Below are 18277 nucleotides of genomic sequence, written 5' to 3' on the forward strand. Positions count from 1 at the left end.
ACAAATCGTAGACAAAGAGTATGTTTTGTTTTCAAAGGCTAACTTTCTTGTAAAGTATTCTTTAAATTTCTGTTGAAATTAACCATTAAAGAGAATTTTACGTGTATCAAAACCTTCAGACAACACTGCAAGATAATCAACTCTCTGTTGCTCATAGCTTACTACATAAGCCAAGTAGTGGACAAACTTTTCAATTGGTTGACAACAGGAAAACTTCAAGTCTTGAAGAACATTTGTCGAAGCAAAATAATAAGAATTCAAGTGTACAAAGTCTGCCCATTCAATTAGTTAAAGGTCCAAAATATGGAGATTCTGCAAAGTTAGCTAGAGCCCGTTTTAGAAGAGGCGGCGGAAAAAGAGTTAAAGGAATCGATTTTAAAAAATGGAAACGTGGTCGTGAAGCACAACATTTAATTCCTGCACAAATATGTAGAGATTACGGAATTCCTAAAGCCTGGGCAAATAGCGCCATTAATGGAATGATGTTACCTTCTGGGCGAAGAAGAACCAATCATTTACGCTTAAAGCATTTGGATAAGGGAAAAATGCATCATATTAAAGGTGGCGGAAGTCATCCAAATTATAATAAATATGCCTTTAGACTTGCAAAAAAGTATAAATGGAAAAAAGGAGCAGTAACAAGAGCTCAGTTTGATAAACTTACATTCTTTTTAAGGAAACAAAATAGACCAAAACGAACTGGTGCAGCTAAGGGATATATTGACGACTTAAGATAATATTCAAATTGAGTGTTTTCACTCTTTTTCACTCCTTTTATTTTTTCGTAATTTGTTTACAGATAAAAAAGTATACACATGGAATGTTCTAATTTACTTGAAGCAGCTTTAAAAAAAGGAAATATCAATCAATCTTTATTTAAAGGATCTAACGATAAGGTTTTAATTACCGATTTGCAAAGAACACTATTCGAATTAGGTTTTCGAAAAGAATTGAAATGGGATAATTACCAAGCTGATGGCGATTATGGACGTGCCACTGCGGCAGCTGTAGCTGCTTTTGCTAAAAGAAATGGATATCATAGTCAAGGAGATGCTGTTACAGATGATTTAGCAAAGTTGATTTTACAACGTCACGATTTTCTTCCAGAAATGTATGTTCTTTGGGAAATACACACTTCAGATCTTCGTACTAAGAAATATATTTCCAAAGGAACAAAAATGAGCATAACCGCAATTCAAGTGTTTTTAAATACAGAAGGCTATGGAGAACAATTGAATTTCGCAAAGTTTGGTGCCGATGGTTTTTATGGAAATAGTACACGTAATGCTGTGATTAAATATGCTAATGATAACGGAATTCAATCAGATGGCGACTTGTTGACTCGCCCGCTAATTAATCAATTTTTAAAAGATATTAATCAATATTACGGAAGTAAGTGGAGTGATTTAGCATCTAAAAACTTACCAAGTAAGAAATCGCCTTTGGTATTATTTGAAGGTTCTAATTTTTCAGGTAAGCCATGTAGAGGTGACATACAATTTGTGCCTGCTCTTGAAAAAATTAATGGTTATGCCAAACAGGCAAATGTGTTTGTATATGTTACAAGTTCATTTAGGACTACAACCAATGTACAAGGTGCCATTGTAAAACCTGCTACTTTTTCTAACCATTTAGCTGGGCATGGCATCGATATGAATTTACAGTATGGAAATGGTGGATGGGCCAATTCAAAAGTATTGGCAAAATATCCTAACGTTCCCGATCCTGTAAAATTCTTTTTAAGTTTAATTATTGACGATCCAGAATTGCGTTGGGGCGGAAATTTCAACACAAAAGATCCTGTTCATATCGACGATCATTTAAATAAAGACCGCGTAGCATGGAAAAAACGTTATCAAGCCATGCAGGAAGCCGTTCAATTAGGGAAAGTCTAACTTTCAAAAAGGACTTTTGTTTTCAATGTAGAGTTTATGACAGATTTAGTGATAGCTATTCCTTCTCTTTCACATAAAATCCGTCAAAAACTGTTTTTCATGTTTTTTTGTCGCCAGAAGTTTCCCTGTGTTGACCTACCGAACCATTGCCATTTAATGTCCATGTAACTCTGTTTAAATATTTTTGATCTTTTGGAGAAATAACCTCATCACTTAGTAAAATCATTTGATTTCATTTTCGATTTCCTTTGAAGTGTAAACTTCCACCTTGATTCTCAATCCAAATTTGTTCCTATTGTTGTTTTTGTGCATTATAAAAATTGTAGCTAGTTCCTGTGTAATTCGACTTCGCACTTGTCCAATTTTCACGCAAAACACATTCTCCTTCTATTTTTGTATTGCTATTTTTTCCTGCAAACGTACCGTCAGTATTGGTAACTTTTCAGGTTCCTACCCAAAAATTAAAAGCTTGATGATTTTCAGTACAGCAGGCACATTTACTTTACTGAGCAGTAAATGTATAGGAACATAATGCAATACAAATGATTAGTAATTTTTTCATAATAAAGGGAATTAATTTACTTCATTGAAGATACTGTAAATTTTAATGACTTTATAAAAAAATACTTTTCAACTGATAATCAACCTATAAACTTTCACAATTCTTAACATTTTTTAATCAATTTCTAATATTCTCTTAACATTGAAATCTAGGTTTTCAACTTATATTTGTGCCGTTGTAATAATCTACTACAACATTTTTTGGGTTAGTTAAAAAAAATAGAAAATCGGGTATTCATTGCCCGATTTTTTTATTGTAGCCTTTCGTGAAGCTGTTTAAAGTAGTCAAAAGCTTTTGCCAATCGTGAACCATACCAACTAAAATATTCACCATCTACAAAAACCGTTTTTGCATGATGGGTAAACCTTCCTAATTCGAAGGCATGTTCTTCCTTAAATGGATACGGTTCCGAAGATAGCATCACAATATCTGGATCGCCTTCTAAACGTATTTTTTTTATTTCTACTTCTGGATATCTTCCTTGCGATTCGTAAATATTTTCAAATTTGCACAACTTTAATAAGTAATTAATAAAGGTATCTTGTCCTGCAACCATCCAAGGTTTTCGCCAGATGAAATATGCAACTTTTTGCACAGGAATATCTTTTACAAAATTTTTAAAATCTTTTAAACGATATTCAATTTTGTTGTTGATTTTTGAAGCTTCAGTATTGCACTTAAACATCGTACCATATTGCGCAATCATTTCTAAGGATTCTTCAATGTTTTTCACATCTGAAACATGCACAGGAAACAACGCTTCAAGTTCTTCTACAATTTCTTTTGTGTTTTCTTCCTTGTTGCAAAGAATGATATCTGGCTGTAGTTCTTTTATTTTTTCAAGTTTGATGTTTTTAGTACCACCAACAACCGTTTTAGTACTTTTTAGATGATACGGATGGATACAGAATTTTGTAATTCCCACAATACAATCTTCCAAACCCAAGTCGTACAGCAATTCGGTTTGTGAAGGTACCAACGAAATGATTCGTTTGGGTGTTTTTGCCAACGTAAATGTTCGTTGCATTTGATCTGTAAAATCCATCAACATAAAATGATTTAGGAATTTAAAATTGCTTCCATTTCCGATTGTAATTCTGCTGCCTTTGTCGCTGCGGCAGAAGCAAAATCGTCTCCGTTAGAAGCATATATAATTCCTCTAGAAGAATTGATCAGCAATCCTATATTGCCCGTCATTCCATATTTACAAACTTCTTGTAAATTTCCGCCTTGCGCGCCAACACCGGGAACTAATAAAAAACTTTCGGGAATCATTTCTCGAATTTCTCCCAAAAAAGAGGCTTTGGTTGCTCCTACTACATACATCAAATTTTCGCTATTTTCCCACGATTTAGAAGTTTCTAACACATGCTTATAGACTTCTTTGTCATCAATCACTTTCGTTTGAAAATCAAATGCACCTTGATTAGAAGTTAACGCCAATAAAATAGTGTGCTTTCCTTCAAACGCTAAAAATGGTTCTACAGAATCTTTTCCCATGTATGGTGCCACAGTTACCGAATCAAAGGCTAAATCTTCAAAAAAAGCTTTTGCATACATACTCGAAGTATTTCCAATATCTCCGCGTTTGGCATCAGCAATCGTAAAAATTTCAGGATGGTTTGCATTCAAGTATTGAATTGTTTTCTCTAATGCTTGCCAACCTTTAATTCCGTAAGCCTCATAAAACGCTGTATTTGGTTTATAGGCAACTGCCAAATGGTGTGTGGCATCAATAATTGCTTTGTTAAACTCAAAAATCGGATCGTCTGTTTCTAATAAGAATGCTGGAATTTTTTGCAAGTCTACATCCAATCCAATACATAGAAACGATTTCTTTTTATGAATTTCTGCAATTAGTTGTGTTGTGGTCATTGTTGTGTTGGGTATTGGGTTTTGGGTATTTGTTTTTAGATTTAAAAAAAGCCCCAAAAATGAGGCTTATATTCTATAATTCACTTGATTCTTTCAATTTTTCTGTATTCTCTACCAACATTAATTCGTCTAAGATTTTTTGAATATCTCCGTTAATAATGTTTGATAAATCGTATAATGTTAATCCAATTCTGTGATCTGTTACACGTCCTTGTGGATAGTTATATGTTCTAATTTTTGCACTTCTATCCCCTGAAGAAACCATACTTTTACGACGTGCAGAATCAGCAGCTAACTTCTTCTCCAATTCTTTTTCATACAATCGCGAACGCAGTACTTTTAAGGCTTTTTCCAAGTTTTTATGAGATGATTTTTGATCTTGACAGCTTACTACCAAACCAGATGGTCCGTGATGTAAACGAATAGCCGAATACGTTGTATTTACTGATTGTCCTCCTGGACCTGTAGAAGTTGTACGTTCAATACGGACATCGTTCATGTCTAATTCTACATCAAACTCTTCTGCTTCAGGTAATACCATTACAGTTGCTGCACTTGTGTGTACACGACCTTGAGTTTCAGTTTGTGGAACACGTTGTACACGATGCACACCAGCCTCAAACTTCATTGTTCCATATACATCTTCTCCTGAAACTTCGAAAATAATTTCTTTGAATCCTCCTGAAGTTCCTTCACTATAGTCTACGACACTTACATTCCAACCACGACCTTCGCAATATTTTGTATACATACGGTGTAAATCTCCCGCAAAGATACTAGCTTCATCTCCACCAGTTCCTGCACGTACTTCTACTACTACGTTTTTACTATCTTCTGGATCTTTTGGAATTAACAAGAACTTAATTTCTTCTTCTAATGCTGGCAATGCTTCTTTCGCTTCATCCAATTGCATTCTGGCCATTTCAACCATTTCTGAATCACTCCCATCAGAAATGATTTCTTCTGCTTCTGCAATATTGTCTATAAGCTCTTTGTATACTTCACGTTTTTCTACGAGTATTTTAAGATCTTTATATTCTTTATTGAGCTGTACGTATCTTTTTTGGTCAGCAATAATGTCAGGTTGAATAATTAAATCATTCACCTCATCAAAACGCTGTTTTACTATTTGTAACTTTTCTAACATGTAACTTCTCTTTTCAGGTTTGCAAATTTACAATTTTTATTGATTGTTTATAGTTTTCTCTGAGAGTTCTAAAACACGCACAATAATGTATTAAATTTCCTTTTACTTAAATAGATTTATCTTACTTTTAAATTACATATTTAATATAAAAATTAATTAACTATTTAAAATTACCACTCATGAAAAAAGAAATTTGAATTCATTGCAACTCAACAAAAGAAGTATTTCTTCTATAAAGAAATTAAAAGGTGGGCGTGTACCAGTAGATAGTGATTGTTCTTCCTTTGGAAATGGAGAATGTGAAAAAACATGCTGTAATTGTGATCCGCAAGACACACATTAACAGCACATTAAATTTCAATAATACAAACGGCGTTATTTTTAAATAAAAAGCAATGCCGTTTTCTTTTTACAAACATTACTATTATTACGGACTTGCCATCGAATAAACTTATGGTTTCTTAGTAGCTTTATGTATTGACCACAAACTAATAAATCATGAAAAAAAAGAAGGTAAATTTAAAACAATTGGCATTAAAAAAGTCTAGAGTAGCTTCGTTAGAATCCAATAGTGTAACTGGAGGATTTCAATCTTGGACAGGAACTGCTGAGCCATGTTTCTCTGATTTTGTATGTGAAACAATTTTTGGATGTAACCAAACCAACGGTTGTCCAAGTGTAGGTTGTCCACCACAAACACAGAATTGCCCAACAAACGGTTGCCCACCTGCGACACAAAATTGCCCGCCAGCAACACTTTTATGTAACTCACATTCGGTATGTCCTCCAGGCGTATATTGCTACTAGACATATTTTTTGAATAGAATAAAAACGAAAGCTTTCAGATATTTCTGGAAGCTTTTTTAATGTTAAAAATATAAAGAACCTACTTTTATTACGGATTCTCCATAGATATTCCGCTTAACTTCTTAGTACTTTTACGCTTTAACCACAAAACTATAATCATGAAAAAAAAGCAAGTAAACTTAAGACAGTTAGCTTTAAAAAAATCAAGAGTAGCATCATTAGAGTCTGAAAATTTAACAGGAGGAACTAGTGGATGGACTGGCGGATTCCAGTCATGGACAGGAACTGCTGAGCCATGTTTCTCTGATTTTGGTTGCAACCAAACAAACGGATGTATTACTAACGGATGCCCTCCGCAAACACAAAATTGTCCAACGAATGGTTGTCCTCCTCCAACAAATGGATGTGGATTTACAAATGTTGGATGTCAATCAGATTCTGTTTGCCCTCCAGGAGTTCAATGCTACTAGAAGCATACATTTTTAACAACAATTATAAAGGCTTTCAGATATCTGAAAGCCTTTATTTTATTTATCCATTATATGTTGTGTGTTCTTAAAATACACGTACTATATTAAACCCGAAGAAAATATCACCGTCTCCCCAATCGCCTTCTGCATAACTTAAGAATCCTGGTTCGTTGGTTGATTGTGCATTGGAGAATAGCAATTGAAATACGTGTCCTCCAGTTTCGATATCAACACCAATAGTCAACGGGTTTTTAAATGCTGTTCCATCTGCTCTACTAAAGTTGTATACATAGTCCATATTGATAGACATTCGCTTGCTAATTTTTAAACGTCCACCAGCTCCCATAGCAAATTGATCATGTTTTTGAGCTGCTTCTAATGTTAAGTTATGTCGTACATACGATGGCGCTAATTCAAACGAGAAGTTATTGCTGAATCTGCGCGAAATTAATAACTGTGTAGTATAACTTAAACGGTCTTCAAATCTTAAAAATGGAAAACGATCTTTTCGTACTTGCGTATTTATATTCGCAGTAGCATATCCAACAAGGTTTACTGGAAAATCATCTGACTGAGTCTTGATTTTCATTTTTGTAGAAAGCGCATACGTTTGTCGTAATGACTCTCTACTAATTCCAAATTGCCAACCTTCAAAAAGTCCGTAAACTAATTGAATTTTAGTATTTGCATTGTCAAACCCAAAGAACGTTGAAAGTCCATCATCTAAAGTTCCAAAACGGTGAGATACATATAAATAGAAATCTCCTTTTGCTGCGACTTTAGTGGATTGTAAGTTACCAATCTTCATGGCTTTAAACGCAGGTGATTCAAATGTTTCAGGAGTTGCTTCGTTCTCTAATTCGTCTAATAAATCATCTTGCGCATGCAATCCCATACTGAACAAACAGCATATAATTAATATATAATAATGTTTCATTTGTGTTATTTTTTGATAATGATCGCTTTATCGAGTTTTAATTCACCAAGCAAATCGTCATAACCGATAATTCTTCCTTTAACTCTTACTTTTTGATCTTCTGCTAAACCATCCGTTTTGGTACCTTCTTCCAATTGAAAGTAGAAGCTTTCATCCACAGAAATACCTTTTAAATCTATTGCGGTAATAACTCCTGTTAATTCTACAACCTTATCTCCTTCTTTTTCCCATGTTTTAGCTTTTACCTCCATGACATTTTGAAATTCTTGTGAACTTCCAGTGAAGACCATTTCCATATCATGTAATGATTTGTGCGATTGATACAGATAAAAATATCCTCCAACGCCAGCAAGTATAAGCACTATTAGAGAATAGAGAAGGATTTTTTTTCTTTTTTTACTTTTTTTCGACGAGCTCATAATTCAAGGATATATTAATTTCTTTTGCTATTTTTTCACGTACAATACTAGGAATTTCAATTCCGAATTCTTGTGGTTTTACAGAAAAAAATGATTCTATAATTATTTTTTCACCATTTTTAGACACTTTTGCTGTTGTAGCGATTTCCTTTTTTTCTCCTCTTACCGTGAGCGTCCCTGTTAGGTTATATTCTTTGGCTGTACTTGATAAATCGGACATGTTAAAGCCCTCCAATTTTCCTCTGAAGGTTGCTTTTGGAAATTTGTCAGAGTCCATGTAGTTTTCATTGAAATGTTCTTCCATCAAAGCCACTTTAAAGTGAAATGATTTTATAAAGATTAATGCTGCCAAATCTCCTGAATCTACTTTCAATACAGCTGTAGTACTATTACTTTTTGCTTCTACAGGTTCAAATGCTGCTACGGAAGCCTTAAAATCTGTTTGACCTGTTTTGGTGTAGTATTTTTGTGCTGTTACAGTTCCAACTGCAAAAAACAAGCACATGTATAGTATTTTTTTCATCTTATTTATTATTGTTTTTTAGGTATTGTTTTAATTTTCTAAGTAGCCATCATCAACCCATTGATCAATAATTTGGCGTGTTGCTAGAGGAAGTTGTCCTGATGGCGGCATTGGATTTGAAGCGTTGTTTACACGATTTAATAAGTTTCCTTGTTCTGTAGCAGCTCTTACATTGGCATAACCTGTAAGTTGTAATCCGCCACTAGCTGCTGATCCACTATGACAACCTACGCAATTTGCGTTGATAATCGGTTCTACATCGTCATCATAGGTGACCTTTTCAACAATAGGTGGCAAGTCTGAAATGTCACCTTCGTCAATGGTATTTGTTGTACAATTGTAAAGTGTGACAACAATTAACGACATTGTTAGTAATGTTAATTTTCGATACATTGTTTTTAATTTAATTCTTAGTTTACGTTTATAATTTTATTTCCAAATCAAACGTCAACAGGTTCACATGAACTAATGTAGTTAAAATTTAACTTATTAGTTAGATTCTTGGCTTCTTCATGAATCATTTAGAAACGTTGTAAATTAACAATCGTCATACCTATAATTCCTAAATTAATTGCTTGAAACGGAAATATGAGACTTAAAAAGGAACTCTTTTTGCTCTTTGATTACCTCTTATTCTTAGCGTTTATAGCACTTGAGCATGAAAATCTATTTACTAGTAAAAGTACCTTCTTTTTGATCATTTTACTGTAACAATACCTCTTTTTGATAGTGAATTTCCGATATTATGACGCTTTTTTTCAATTGATTTCTACTTGCTATTATTCCGAATTGAACACTTCCGTAGGTAGTATTCCGAATTCTTTTTTAAAACATTTTGAGAAATATGAAGAACTTGAAAAACCAATTTGAATGCCATTTCGGCTACAATTTCATTATTCTCCAACAACACAGTTATTGTTTTATTAAGTCGAATAAACATTATTAATTGACTTGGTGATTTACTCGTTGTTTCTTTGATTCGTCGTTGTAACTTTCGTTCACTTACGGCAATTTCTCTTGTTAACATTTGTACAACAAGTGAATTGTTGTCAATACGCTCATAAATTATTTTGGAATAGCAACAAAAAATTGGACAAAAAGTTAAGGGATTTATGCTACTAAATTTTGATTTTCGCTGATAAGACCATTTCAATAATAGATGCTGAATCATATTTTTCTTTAACATACACAGCTCCCCAACGATTTAAGGAGATCAATCTTCCTCTTGCAATACCATTATTTTTTTGAATTTCCGATGTGCGTTTGAAGTTGTGTTTGGCTTTTTCTATTTGAAATTTTAAAGCATCAGCAATACTATCTTTTACTTGTGCTTTTCCAGAAAAAGTAGATGCAACTAAACATATAATTGCAGCTATATACTTTATGTAGAAGCATCGTTTTTGCAACTTAGCTATCTCTAAATTCAAGTTATCAATATGGCATGTTTTTTTCGAACGTATCCTTGCAAAAAATTGCATGACAGGTACTTTTTGTTTTGTTGTTACGTTGTTTACTGTTTTCATCTCACTAGGTTAAAGATGTTTAACAAATAATTTTGTTTACGTGAGCTTATTTCTAATTCAATCTTGACTTTAGCATGAAAACAAACTAAAATTTACACTTATAAAAGTAGTACTAATTTTAGTATTATTATATAACGATACCGCATAAGACTTGTACATTTCCGACAAGACGACGGTTTTTTTTACATTTTCCTCAAAAACAAACAGTCTCCTAAAAATCAAACACATAATCCAACCTTCTACGATTTAAAAGCTTAGATTTTGTAAAATTTAGATAACTTTCTGTAGTTTGATTATTTTTGTAGTATGATTCAAAAAATAGCATTTGGCGGAGGTTGTCATTGGTGCACCGAAGCTGTGTTTCAATCTTTAGTTGGTGTAAAAGACGTAGCGCAAGGTTGGGTACAATCTATTGGAGAAAACAATACATTTTCTGAAGCAGTTATTGTTAGTTTTGATCCGAATGTAATTCCTTTGAAGGTTCTGGTTGAAATTCATTTGCATACTCATAAATCTACCGTTCAACATTCCATGCGAAAAAAATACCGTTCTGCGATTTATTATTACAATCAATCACAACAAGAAGCGGTTTCGGAAATGTTATCTGAATTGCAAGCAAATTTTGAAGACAGGATTATCACGCAAGTATTGCCTTTTATGGCTTTTAAAGCTTCTCGCTCAGCAATTACCAATTACTATTATTCCAATCCACAAAAACCTTTTTGTGAACAGTTTATCAATCCAAAATTGAAATTGTTATTATGTGAATTTTCACAGTTTGCCGCTAAGGACAAATTGAAGCATCTATAGTAGGTATTGGATACTCGGCAGAATTCGCTTTAGGTTTATTGTTTGACGACAACTGCGTATTTAAGTTTTATTTCTTTTAACGCGGCATCATACTCTTTTGCGCTACCTTTTATGGCTACTTTTTGACCTTCAGCTAAATCATCTATAGAAACTCCTTCTGGAAATTCGAAATACGCACTATCATCAAGCCAAACTCCTTTTTTTTCTTTCATGGTAATCACACCTGTTAGTGAAATTACTTTTTGATTGTCTGTCCAATCTTTTGAATTTTCTTTAATTGTATCTAAAAATTCCGTAGTCCTTCCAGTATATTCAGCCTTTACATTGGTTAGGTCAGGATCAGCCATAATAGCCGAGGTTACGAAATAAGCTAGTACAAATGCTATTAAAAATGTAACGATGAGTATGCTTTTCTTTGGCAATTTCATAATTTCTTACGGTTTTTATTTTCTATACGTTTACGTCATAAAACGTTATAAAAAGTTCTAAATTAATTATATTCAAACGTTCCATACGAACTAGTAATTGTCAACTTCTTGCTTTCAGAGGCTTCTACTCTACCCACAATTTGTGCATCTACATTGTATGATTTTGAAATGGCAATGATATCTTCGGCAACTTCTGGAGAAACGTAAACTTCCATTCTGTGACCACAGTTAAATACTTGATACATTTCTTTCCAATCTGTATTTGATTGCTCTTGAATCAATTTGAAAAGTGGTGGAATTTCAAACATATTGTCTTTGATGATGTGCAAGTTTTCCACGAAGTGTAATATTTTGGTTTGTGCACCGCCACTACAATGTACCATTCCATGAATTTGTTCGGAAGTATGCTTATCTAAGATACTTTTGATAATTGGCGCATAGGTTCTTGTTGGCGATAATACTAGTTTCCCTGCATCAATTGGTGAATCTGCAACCTCATCTGTTAATTTTGTTTTTCCAGAATATACCAAATCACTTGGTACTGCATTGTCAAAACTTTCAGGATATTTCTCAGCTAAATATTTATGGAATACATCGTGTCGTGCAGACGTTAGACCATTACTTCCCATTCCGCCATTGTATTCCTTTTCATAGGTTGCTTGACCAAACGAAGCCAAACCTACAATGACATCACCTGCTTTGATGTTTGCATTGTCAATGACATCTTTTCGTTTCATACGTGCTGTTACGGTAGAATCTACAATAATCGTACGTACCAAATCGCCGACATCTGCGGTTTCACCACCTGTTGAGTGAATCGTGACACCAAATTCTTTCAATTCCTGAATCAATGCTTCACTTCCATTAATAATAGCAGAAATCACTTCTCCCGGAATGTTGTTTTTGTTACGTCCAATCGTAGAAGACAGCATAATATTGTCTGTGGCACCTACACATAACAAATCGTCAATATTCATAATCAACGCATCTTGGGCAATTCCTTTCCAAACAGAGATATCGCCTGTTTCTTTCCAATACATATATGCTAATGATGATTTTGTTCCTGCTCCATCTGCATGCATGATTAAGCAATATTCATCATCATTCGTTAAATAATCTGGAACAATTTTACAGAAAGCTTTCGGAAATAAACCTTTATCAATGTTTTTGATGGCATTGTGTACATCTTCTTTTGATGCTGAAACACCGCGCATTGCATAACGCTTTGATACTTCTTGACTCATAGTTGTTGTGTTATGCTGCAAATATACTTTTATTGTTTAAATTTTATTTTCTGTTAGCGACTTTTTTGCTGTTTTTATTGATGAAATTATACTTGCTCAAAGAATTGGCACCTTTTTATAAACTAGTGATTTTTTTCGTACTACTACTTTCATAAAAATCGGTTTATAATGCTTTTATGTTCAGTTGTTATTTAGGAGTTTTATCCCAAATTAATTTAAATTATCACATAATAAAAAAAGAAATTTAAAGTCATTATACCTAAACAAAAATCCATTTCAACACTCGACGATCTGGCAGCTATTAAAAGTGGAATTTCAGCACCATGTTCTATTTTGTATACCATACCTGCCATGGAACTGCGACAAATTTTAGCACTACAAGTTCAACCTAAATTTCAAATTCTAGTTCAAGTTCAACCCCATCCGTAACTTCCGATTTTTCAATTTTTGCATAGTGTAAAAAAAGTACGTTGCAGAGAAATTACAAAAATACAACAGGCACTGCCAATTACTTCAATTCAATGTACAATAAACATAAAGATTCTCTAAACGAAAAAGAATTATCAAAAAAGATGACCGATTATTTTCATAGTTTATACAACTTAAATCCTCAGTTGGCGTATAATGTTTGCTTCAAAATTAGAAGAGATTTGTTTGATGCTATAGATAGAGAATCACTTCCACAAGCGGTTCAAGCCGACTTAAAAAAGAGAGCACAAGTATTGATGAATAATTATAATAAAGATATGAAATCCAAGGGATATTAATCTGGCATGCATTCACTAGACATACATTCTCAAAAAGATTTTTTAGCAAAACCACCTAACATAAAGCACTCGTATTTATATAATTTCGACTACTTTTCTTTTTCCAGAATATGAAATGGGTCTATTTTAGATAAAATTTTAACATCTAATTATGAAAAAAAAAGAATTTAAGTCTTTGAGACTCAACAAAAGAACCATTTCGAAGTATCAAACTGCTAAAGTGAAAGGTCAAGGATGTAGTCATGATCCATTCTCATGCCATGTAATTATACAAACGGTAACAGAAGGTGTAACTTTTATATACTCATTGTTTGCAGATTGTGACCCTACTTTCGATAGCTGCGCCTGCCAAGATACTGTTAATGACGAAACTTGTCGTTGTACAGTAGCTTAAATTATTATTGAAATACCAAACAGAAAACGTTCACTAATATACTTTAGTGATCGTTTTTTATGTGATTACTACTGAAATCTACTCAAGTTTCTTCTCAAAACAAACACTTTCGGGCGCATTGACATACGGTTCATAATTCGGAATACGCTTATAATGATGTTTTTCATAAAAACGAATGGCTTCTGGCAACATCGTTCCTGTTTCTAAAACACAATGCTCGTTTCCGAGTTCAGTTGCCCAAATTTCAAGTTCGGTTAAAATAGTGACACCTAAATTTTTTCCTTGAAGTTTTTTACGGACATACATTCGTTTGACCTCAACTGTAGTTGAATCAAATTTTTTAATCGCGCCACAACCAATCGGTTTTTCATCTGCATACAAAACAATCACCTGATGTAAATCCTCTAAACCATTGAATTGACTGTAAAAATCATCACTTTCACCATTCTTTACTGAGAGAAACGCATCGAGTTCTTTCACTAAATTGATAAAGTCTTTGTCTTTAGAGTTTGTTCTTTTCGTTTTGAGATTCATGTTTATTAATTCATTTTTTGTCATGGTTCGTCTTTGCGAGATGAAACTGAATAGAAACAGACTAACACGTCGCAAACTCCTCGTAGTGACATATTACAATGGTCTAGCATTCAAAAAGTGACAGCAAGTCTAGAGTGAAGCATGTCTAACGATCTAAAAAATCTAAGAAGTCTAAACTATCTATCGTGTAAACAACAACTCTCTATACTTTACTAACGGCCATAAATTATCATCGACTAACAATTCCAATTTATCACAGTGATAACGAATTTCCTCAAAGTATGGTTTTACTTTATTGCAATACGCTTCTGCAGCTTTTTGTCCGCTGAGTTTGTTTGCTTTTTTACGTTCTTCAATCATTGCACTTACTTTGGAATTGATGCCTGCAATATGTTCTGAAATTCGTTCGATCAAATCGATTTGTTCTGCAGCTAGTTTTTTAAAGTTATTTCCAAAAATCTCTTTCAATCCACTTACATTTTCAATCAAAGTATTTTGGTACGCAATTCCTGTTGGAATGACATGATTACGCGCAATATCACCTAACACACGGCTTTCTATTTGGATGCGTAAAATATATTCTTCCAATTCAATTTCATGCCTTGCTTCTACTTCAACCTTGCTCATTACATTCATTTCCTCGTATAATGAAAAAGCCTTTTCAGAAATTTGTGCTTTCAATGCTTCAGGCGTTGTTTTATTATTGCTCAATCCGCGTTTTGTAGCTTCTTTTTCCCAAGCTTCTCCATACCCATTTCCTTCAAAGCGAATCTTTTTAGAATCTTTGATATATTCTCGTAAAATATTGAAAATAGCTTCATCTTTCTTCAAGCCTTTTTCATCAACCAAAGCATCTACCTCAACTTTGAAATCTTTTAATTGTTTCGCTATAATCGTATTTAAAACAGTCATTGGCCCTGCGCAATTTGCCCATGAACCAACGGCACGCAATTCGAATTTATTTCCTGTAAAAGCAAATGGTGATGTTCGGTTTCTGTCTGTATTATCAAGAAGAATCTCTGGAATTTTACCCACAATATTCAGTTTTAAATCTGTTTTTTCTTGTGGTGATAATTTCCCTTTGGTTACATTTTCCAATTCATCCAACACAGCCGACAATTGCGATCCTATAAATACAGAAATGATAGCTGGTGGCGCTTCATTGGCTCCTAATCGGTGATCATTACTAGCACTGGCAATGGCAGCTCGTATCAATTCTTCATTGTTATGAACTGCTTTGATCGTATTTACAAAAAAGGTAAGGAATTGTAAATTCTTCATTGGCGTTTTCCCTGGACTCAATAAATTGACTCCTGTATTGGTTGCCAACGACCAGTTGTTATGCTTTCCTGAACCATTGATGCCCGCAAATGGTTTTTCGTGAAATAATACTTTGAATTGATGACGCTGTGATACTTTTTCCATCACATCCATCAATAATGAATTATGATCTACTGCAAGATTGGCTTCTTCAAAAATTGGTGCCAATTCAAATTGATTTGGCGCTACTTCATTGTGACGTGTTTTTACAGGAATTCCCAATAAAATACATTCATTTTCCAAATCACGCATAAAATTCATTACTCTATTCGGAATAGATCCAAAATAATGATCGTCTAATTGTTGTCCCTTTGCGGGAGAATGCCCTAATAAGGTTCTTCCCGTAAGGGTAATATCTGGTCTTGCCGCCGCTAAAGCTGCATCAATTAAGAAGTATTCTTGTTCCCAACCTAAAGATGCATTGACTTTAGATACATTTTTATCAAAATATTTACAAACAGCTGTTGCTGCCTGATCTACAGCTTGCAATGCTCTTAATAAAGGTGCCTTGTTGTCTAACGCTTCTCCAGTATACGCCACAAAAACTGTTGGAATACATAAGGTAGTTCCATATATAAATGCAGGTGATGTAGGGTCCCAAGCTGTATATCCACGTGCTTCAAAAGTATTTCTAATTCCTCCATTTGGAAAACTTGATGCATCTGGTTCTTGTTGTACCAATTGTCCACCTCCAAATTTTTCCATAGCGCGACCGTTTCCGATCGTTTCAAAAAAGGCATCGTGTTTTTCAGCAGTTGCACCAGTTAAAGGTTGAAACCAATGTGTATAATGTGTTGCTCCTTTACTAATAGCCCATTCTTTCATTCCAGTAGAAATGGCATCTGCAATCTTTCTATCTATTTTAGTTCCATATTCAATAGCGTTCATTACACTTTGATATGCATCTTTAGTTAGATATTGTAGCATGGCATGTTCATTGAAAACATTTTCTCCAAATATTTCTGAACGACGTCCTTTTTCTTGAATTTCAAAAGGTTTTCTATTGAATGTTTCCTTTAAAGCATCAAATCTGAGTGTAGACATATTTTATTTTTTTACAAATATATCAATTTTGACACATCTTTTATGTCAATTTTACAATACCCCTAAAAAAATAGGGGTTGTTAATAAGCATTTAATAATTTACATAAACTTAACCTTTCTTTTGAGCGGGTTATTTTTAAAATTAATTTATATTTGCCTTCGAATTTATTAATGGAATTTCAATTATTATGAGCAAATCTAAATTAGAGTACATCTGGTTGGATGGATATTTTCCAACGCAAAACATGAGAAGTAAGACTAAAGTAGAAGAAAACTTTAGTGGAAAATTAGAAGACTGTCCAATTTGGTCTTTCGATGGTTCATCAACAAGACAAGCCGAAGGAGGTTCTTCTGATTGTTTGTTAAAGCCTGTTGCAATTTATCCTGATCCAGTAAGAAGAAATGGATATTTAGTAATGACAGAAGTTTTAAACGCTGATGGAACACCTCACGAATCAAACGGAAGAGCTACTATTGAAGATGAAGATAATGATTACTGGTTTGGATTTGAGCAAGAGTATTTCATCATGGATACAAAAACACAATTGCCTTTAGGTTTCCCTATTGGTGGTTATCCTGCTCCTCAAGGAATGTATTACTGTTCTGTTGGTGGAAAAAACACTCACGGTAGAGATTTAGTTGAAGAGCATGCTGATTTATGTATTGATGCTGGATTGAACTTTGAAGGAATTAACCAAGAAGTTGCTTGTGGACAATGGGAATTCCAATTGTTTGCTAAAGGAGCAAAGAAAGCTGGAGACGAAATTTGGGTTGCACGTTACTTATTAGATCGTTTGACAGAAAAGTACGGATATTATATTGAATATCACCCAAAACCATTAGGGAAAGATATGGACTGGAATGGTTCTGGTATGCACGCAAACTTCTCTAATACAACCCTAAGAACTTGTGGAAGTCAAGAAGTATATGAAGAAATTTGTGAAGCATTTAGACCAGTTGTTAAAGAACATATTGCTGTATATGGTGAGTTTAACGAACAACGTTTAACAGGAGATCACGAAACTGCTTCTATTAATGACTTTAGCTACGGAATTTCTGACCGTGGTGCTTCAATCCGTATTCCAATTATAACAGTTGAAAAAGGATGGAAAGGTTGGTTAGAAGATAGAAGACCAGCTTCTAACGGTGATCCATATAAGATTGCAGGGAGAATTATTAAGACTGTAAAATCTGCAGGGTACTAATAAATTTTAGAATTATATTATATATTATTTGACAAAAAGAGCTTATGCATACTGCTAAGCTCTTTTTTCATGTCACATTTTTACTCGACTATCGAGATTTAAAAAGTAGTGGCAATTCATCAGGAAGATGGGCAATGTAATGCTGTGTTATCTTGTAAATAACATAACTTTCTATGTACTGTTTTTGGATCAGGTAATGCACTATTAGGTTTTCCTGAAATTCCTCCCGTTAAATTTTGAGCTACAATACTTTTCTTTAGGGCTAATGTTGTATGGGTTCTCTTTTTCATTATGTATAAATTTTATGTTTTATATCTACATGGGACAAAAACAAAAATTCATTACCCAATTTATTATAAAAGAGTTTTTTTTC

Annotated in this window: 24 protein-coding genes; 9 read left to right on the plus strand and 15 right to left on the minus strand. The window is 33.7% G+C overall.

Annotated features, from left to right (window positions below):
• The first annotated feature begins 101 nt into the window (after window positions 1-101).
• Both MK119_RS11395 and MK119_RS11400 read left to right on the plus strand, forming a co-directional pair.
• Entirely contained in the window at window positions 102-737 is a 636-nt protein-coding gene (locus MK119_RS11395) for a hypothetical protein (RefSeq protein WP_290678578.1), read from the plus strand.
• A gap of 78 nt (window positions 738-815) precedes the next feature.
• Window positions 816-1895 carry a peptidoglycan-binding domain-containing protein gene (locus tag MK119_RS11400; RefSeq protein WP_290678581.1) on the plus strand — a complete coding sequence of 360 codons (1080 nt, stop codon included), beginning with the start codon at window positions 816-818 and terminating at the stop codon, window positions 1893-1895.
• A gap of 97 nt (window positions 1896-1992) precedes the next feature.
• Here the strand turns inward: MK119_RS11400 and MK119_RS11405 are convergent, their stop codons facing one another.
• From MK119_RS11405 to prfA, 4 genes are all read right to left on the minus strand, one after another.
• Entirely contained in the window at window positions 1993-2121 is a 129-nt protein-coding gene (locus MK119_RS11405) for a hypothetical protein (RefSeq protein WP_290678584.1), read from the minus strand.
• Window positions 2122-2707: 586 nt separating this feature from the next.
• Window positions 2708-3502, minus strand: a complete 795-nt coding sequence (locus MK119_RS11410; protein WP_290678587.1) for a helical backbone metal receptor — start codon at window positions 3500-3502, stop codon at window positions 2708-2710.
• Between the two features lie 14 nt (window positions 3503-3516).
• On the minus strand, window positions 3517-4332 hold the full coding sequence (gene pyrF, locus MK119_RS11415) for an orotidine-5'-phosphate decarboxylase (RefSeq protein ID WP_290678590.1): 816 nt from the start codon (window positions 4330-4332) through the stop codon (window positions 3517-3519).
• A gap of 73 nt (window positions 4333-4405) precedes the next feature.
• A complete protein-coding gene (gene prfA, locus MK119_RS11420; RefSeq protein ID WP_290678593.1) occupies window positions 4406-5479 on the minus strand; it encodes a peptide chain release factor 1 in 1074 nt (357 codons plus the stop codon).
• Between the two features lie 193 nt (window positions 5480-5672).
• On the opposite strand from prfA, the gene MK119_RS11425 reads away from it, so the two are divergent.
• The 3 genes from MK119_RS11425 (at window position 5673) to MK119_RS11435 (ending at window position 6756) form a co-directional block, all read left to right on the plus strand.
• Complete coding sequence (locus MK119_RS11425) at window positions 5673-5822, plus strand: hypothetical protein (protein WP_290678596.1); 150 nt, start codon at window positions 5673-5675, stop codon at window positions 5820-5822.
• 155 nt (window positions 5823-5977) lie between these two features.
• Window positions 5978-6286 carry a hypothetical protein gene (locus MK119_RS11430; RefSeq protein ID WP_290678598.1) on the plus strand — a complete coding sequence of 103 codons (309 nt, stop codon included), beginning with the start codon at window positions 5978-5980 and terminating at the stop codon, window positions 6284-6286.
• A gap of 158 nt (window positions 6287-6444) precedes the next feature.
• Window positions 6445-6756, plus strand: a complete 312-nt coding sequence (locus MK119_RS11435) for a hypothetical protein (protein ID WP_290678601.1) — start codon at window positions 6445-6447, stop codon at window positions 6754-6756.
• An 85-nt stretch (window positions 6757-6841) separates the two neighbouring features.
• Here MK119_RS11435 and MK119_RS11440 read toward each other — a convergent pair whose 3' ends face one another.
• The 6 genes from MK119_RS11440 to MK119_RS11460 form a co-directional block, all read right to left on the minus strand.
• Window positions 6842-7693 carry a DUF5777 family beta-barrel protein gene (locus MK119_RS11440; protein WP_290678604.1) on the minus strand — a complete coding sequence of 284 codons (852 nt, stop codon included), beginning with the start codon at window positions 7691-7693 and terminating at the stop codon, window positions 6842-6844.
• A gap of 5 nt (window positions 7694-7698) precedes the next feature.
• Window positions 7699-8055 (minus strand): hypothetical protein, encoded by a 357-nt coding sequence (locus tag MK119_RS11445; RefSeq protein WP_290678607.1) that lies wholly within the window; start codon window positions 8053-8055, stop codon window positions 7699-7701.
• A 34-nt stretch (window positions 8056-8089) separates the two neighbouring features.
• On the minus strand, window positions 8090-8635 hold the full coding sequence (locus MK119_RS11450) for a YceI family protein (protein WP_290678609.1): 546 nt from the start codon (window positions 8633-8635) through the stop codon (window positions 8090-8092).
• Window positions 8636-8665: 30 nt separating this feature from the next.
• A complete protein-coding gene (locus MK119_RS11455; protein WP_290678612.1) occupies window positions 8666-9028 on the minus strand; it encodes a hypothetical protein in 363 nt (120 codons plus the stop codon).
• A 386-nt stretch (window positions 9029-9414) separates the two neighbouring features.
• Window positions 9415-9507, minus strand: a complete 93-nt coding sequence (locus tag MK119_RS24285; protein WP_366512796.1) for an AraC family transcriptional regulator — start codon at window positions 9505-9507, stop codon at window positions 9415-9417.
• Window positions 9508-9753: 246 nt separating this feature from the next.
• Window positions 9754-10158, minus strand: coding sequence for a hypothetical protein (locus tag MK119_RS11460; RefSeq protein ID WP_290678616.1), 405 nt, complete (start codon window positions 10156-10158; stop codon window positions 9754-9756).
• 306 nt (window positions 10159-10464) lie between these two features.
• On the opposite strand from MK119_RS11460, the gene MK119_RS11465 reads away from it, so the two are divergent.
• Window positions 10465-10968: a peptide-methionine (S)-S-oxide reductase gene (locus tag MK119_RS11465; protein ID WP_290678619.1), complete on the plus strand. Its 504-nt coding sequence runs from the start codon at window positions 10465-10467 to the stop codon at window positions 10966-10968.
• A gap of 35 nt (window positions 10969-11003) precedes the next feature.
• On the opposite strand, the gene MK119_RS11470 is transcribed toward MK119_RS11465, so the two are convergent.
• On the minus strand, window positions 11004-11396 hold the full coding sequence (locus MK119_RS11470) for a hypothetical protein (RefSeq protein WP_290678622.1): 393 nt from the start codon (window positions 11394-11396) through the stop codon (window positions 11004-11006).
• Window positions 11397-11458: 62 nt separating this feature from the next.
• A complete protein-coding gene (locus MK119_RS11475; RefSeq protein ID WP_290678625.1) occupies window positions 11459-12640 on the minus strand; it encodes an AIR synthase related protein in 1182 nt (393 codons plus the stop codon).
• 470 nt (window positions 12641-13110) lie between these two features.
• Here MK119_RS11475 and MK119_RS11480 point away from each other — a divergent pair, with 470 nt between their 5' ends.
• Both MK119_RS11480 and MK119_RS11485 read left to right on the plus strand, forming a co-directional pair.
• The gene (locus tag MK119_RS11480; RefSeq protein ID WP_290678628.1) at window positions 13111-13407 is read left to right on the plus strand and encodes a hypothetical protein; all 297 of its coding nucleotides are present in this window, start codon (window positions 13111-13113) and stop codon (window positions 13405-13407) included.
• Between the two features lie 175 nt (window positions 13408-13582).
• Window positions 13583-13801 carry a hypothetical protein gene (locus MK119_RS11485; protein WP_290678631.1) on the plus strand — a complete coding sequence of 73 codons (219 nt, stop codon included), beginning with the start codon at window positions 13583-13585 and terminating at the stop codon, window positions 13799-13801.
• Window positions 13802-13879: 78 nt separating this feature from the next.
• On the opposite strand, the gene MK119_RS11490 is transcribed toward MK119_RS11485, so the two are convergent.
• Together MK119_RS11490 and MK119_RS11495 are read right to left on the minus strand one after the other, a co-directional pair.
• Window positions 13880-14335 carry a GNAT family N-acetyltransferase gene (locus MK119_RS11490; protein ID WP_290678634.1) on the minus strand — a complete coding sequence of 152 codons (456 nt, stop codon included), beginning with the start codon at window positions 14333-14335 and terminating at the stop codon, window positions 13880-13882.
• A 180-nt stretch (window positions 14336-14515) separates the two neighbouring features.
• On the minus strand, window positions 14516-16699 hold the full coding sequence (locus tag MK119_RS11495; RefSeq protein WP_290678637.1) for a glutamine synthetase III: 2184 nt from the start codon (window positions 16697-16699) through the stop codon (window positions 14516-14518).
• A 188-nt stretch (window positions 16700-16887) separates the two neighbouring features.
• Between MK119_RS11495 and MK119_RS11500 the strand changes: the two genes are divergently transcribed.
• A complete protein-coding gene (locus tag MK119_RS11500; protein ID WP_290678639.1) occupies window positions 16888-17904 on the plus strand; it encodes a glutamine synthetase beta-grasp domain-containing protein in 1017 nt (338 codons plus the stop codon).
• A gap of 119 nt (window positions 17905-18023) precedes the next feature.
• On the opposite strand, the gene MK119_RS11505 is transcribed toward MK119_RS11500, so the two are convergent.
• Complete coding sequence (locus tag MK119_RS11505) at window positions 18024-18194, minus strand: hypothetical protein (RefSeq protein ID WP_290678642.1); 171 nt, start codon at window positions 18192-18194, stop codon at window positions 18024-18026.
• Between the last annotated feature and the right edge of the window lie 83 nt (window positions 18195-18277).

It is taken from the genome of Kordia sp., assembly GCF_022447245.1.
Taxonomy (GTDB): Bacteria; Bacteroidota; Bacteroidia; order Flavobacteriales; family Flavobacteriaceae; genus Kordia.

Bases quoted from the DNA above. Each gene is read 5' to 3' on its own strand.
- MK119_RS11400 (WP_290678581.1), top strand. From the start codon at position 816: ATGGAATGTTCTAATTTACTTGAAGCAGCTTTAAAAAAAGGAAATATC.
- MK119_RS11405 (WP_290678584.1), bottom strand. From the start codon at position 2,121: ATGATTTTACTAAGTGATGAGGTTATTTCTCCAAAAGATCAAAAATAT.
- MK119_RS11410 (WP_290678587.1), bottom strand. From the start codon at position 3,502: ATGGATTTTACAGATCAAATGCAACGAACATTTACGTTGGCAAAAACA.
- pyrF (WP_290678590.1), bottom strand. From the start codon at position 4,332: ATGACCACAACACAACTAATTGCAGAAATTCATAAAAAGAAATCGTTT.
- prfA (WP_290678593.1), bottom strand. From the start codon at position 5,479: ATGTTAGAAAAGTTACAAATAGTAAAACAGCGTTTTGATGAGGTGAAT.
- MK119_RS11430 (WP_290678598.1), top strand. From the start codon at position 5,978: ATGAAAAAAAAGAAGGTAAATTTAAAACAATTGGCATTAAAAAAGTCT.
- MK119_RS11435 (WP_290678601.1), top strand. From the start codon at position 6,445: ATGAAAAAAAAGCAAGTAAACTTAAGACAGTTAGCTTTAAAAAAATCA.
- MK119_RS11440 (WP_290678604.1), bottom strand. From the start codon at position 7,693: ATGAAACATTATTATATATTAATTATATGCTGTTTGTTCAGTATGGGA.
- MK119_RS11450 (WP_290678609.1), bottom strand. From the start codon at position 8,635: ATGAAAAAAATACTATACATGTGCTTGTTTTTTGCAGTTGGAACTGTA.
- MK119_RS11455 (WP_290678612.1), bottom strand. From the start codon at position 9,028: ATGTATCGAAAATTAACATTACTAACAATGTCGTTAATTGTTGTCACA.
- MK119_RS11460 (WP_290678616.1), bottom strand. From the start codon at position 10,158: ATGAAAACAGTAAACAACGTAACAACAAAACAAAAAGTACCTGTCATG.
- MK119_RS11465 (WP_290678619.1), top strand. From the start codon at position 10,465: ATGATTCAAAAAATAGCATTTGGCGGAGGTTGTCATTGGTGCACCGAA.
- MK119_RS11470 (WP_290678622.1), bottom strand. From the start codon at position 11,396: ATGAAATTGCCAAAGAAAAGCATACTCATCGTTACATTTTTAATAGCA.
- MK119_RS11475 (WP_290678625.1), bottom strand. From the start codon at position 12,640: ATGAGTCAAGAAGTATCAAAGCGTTATGCAATGCGCGGTGTTTCAGCA.
- MK119_RS11490 (WP_290678634.1), bottom strand. From the start codon at position 14,335: ATGAATCTCAAAACGAAAAGAACAAACTCTAAAGACAAAGACTTTATC.
- MK119_RS11495 (WP_290678637.1), bottom strand. From the start codon at position 16,699: ATGTCTACACTCAGATTTGATGCTTTAAAGGAAACATTCAATAGAAAA.
- MK119_RS11500 (WP_290678639.1), top strand. From the start codon at position 16,888: ATGAGCAAATCTAAATTAGAGTACATCTGGTTGGATGGATATTTTCCA.
- MK119_RS11505 (WP_290678642.1), bottom strand. From the start codon at position 18,194: ATGAAAAAGAGAACCCATACAACATTAGCCCTAAAGAAAAGTATTGTA.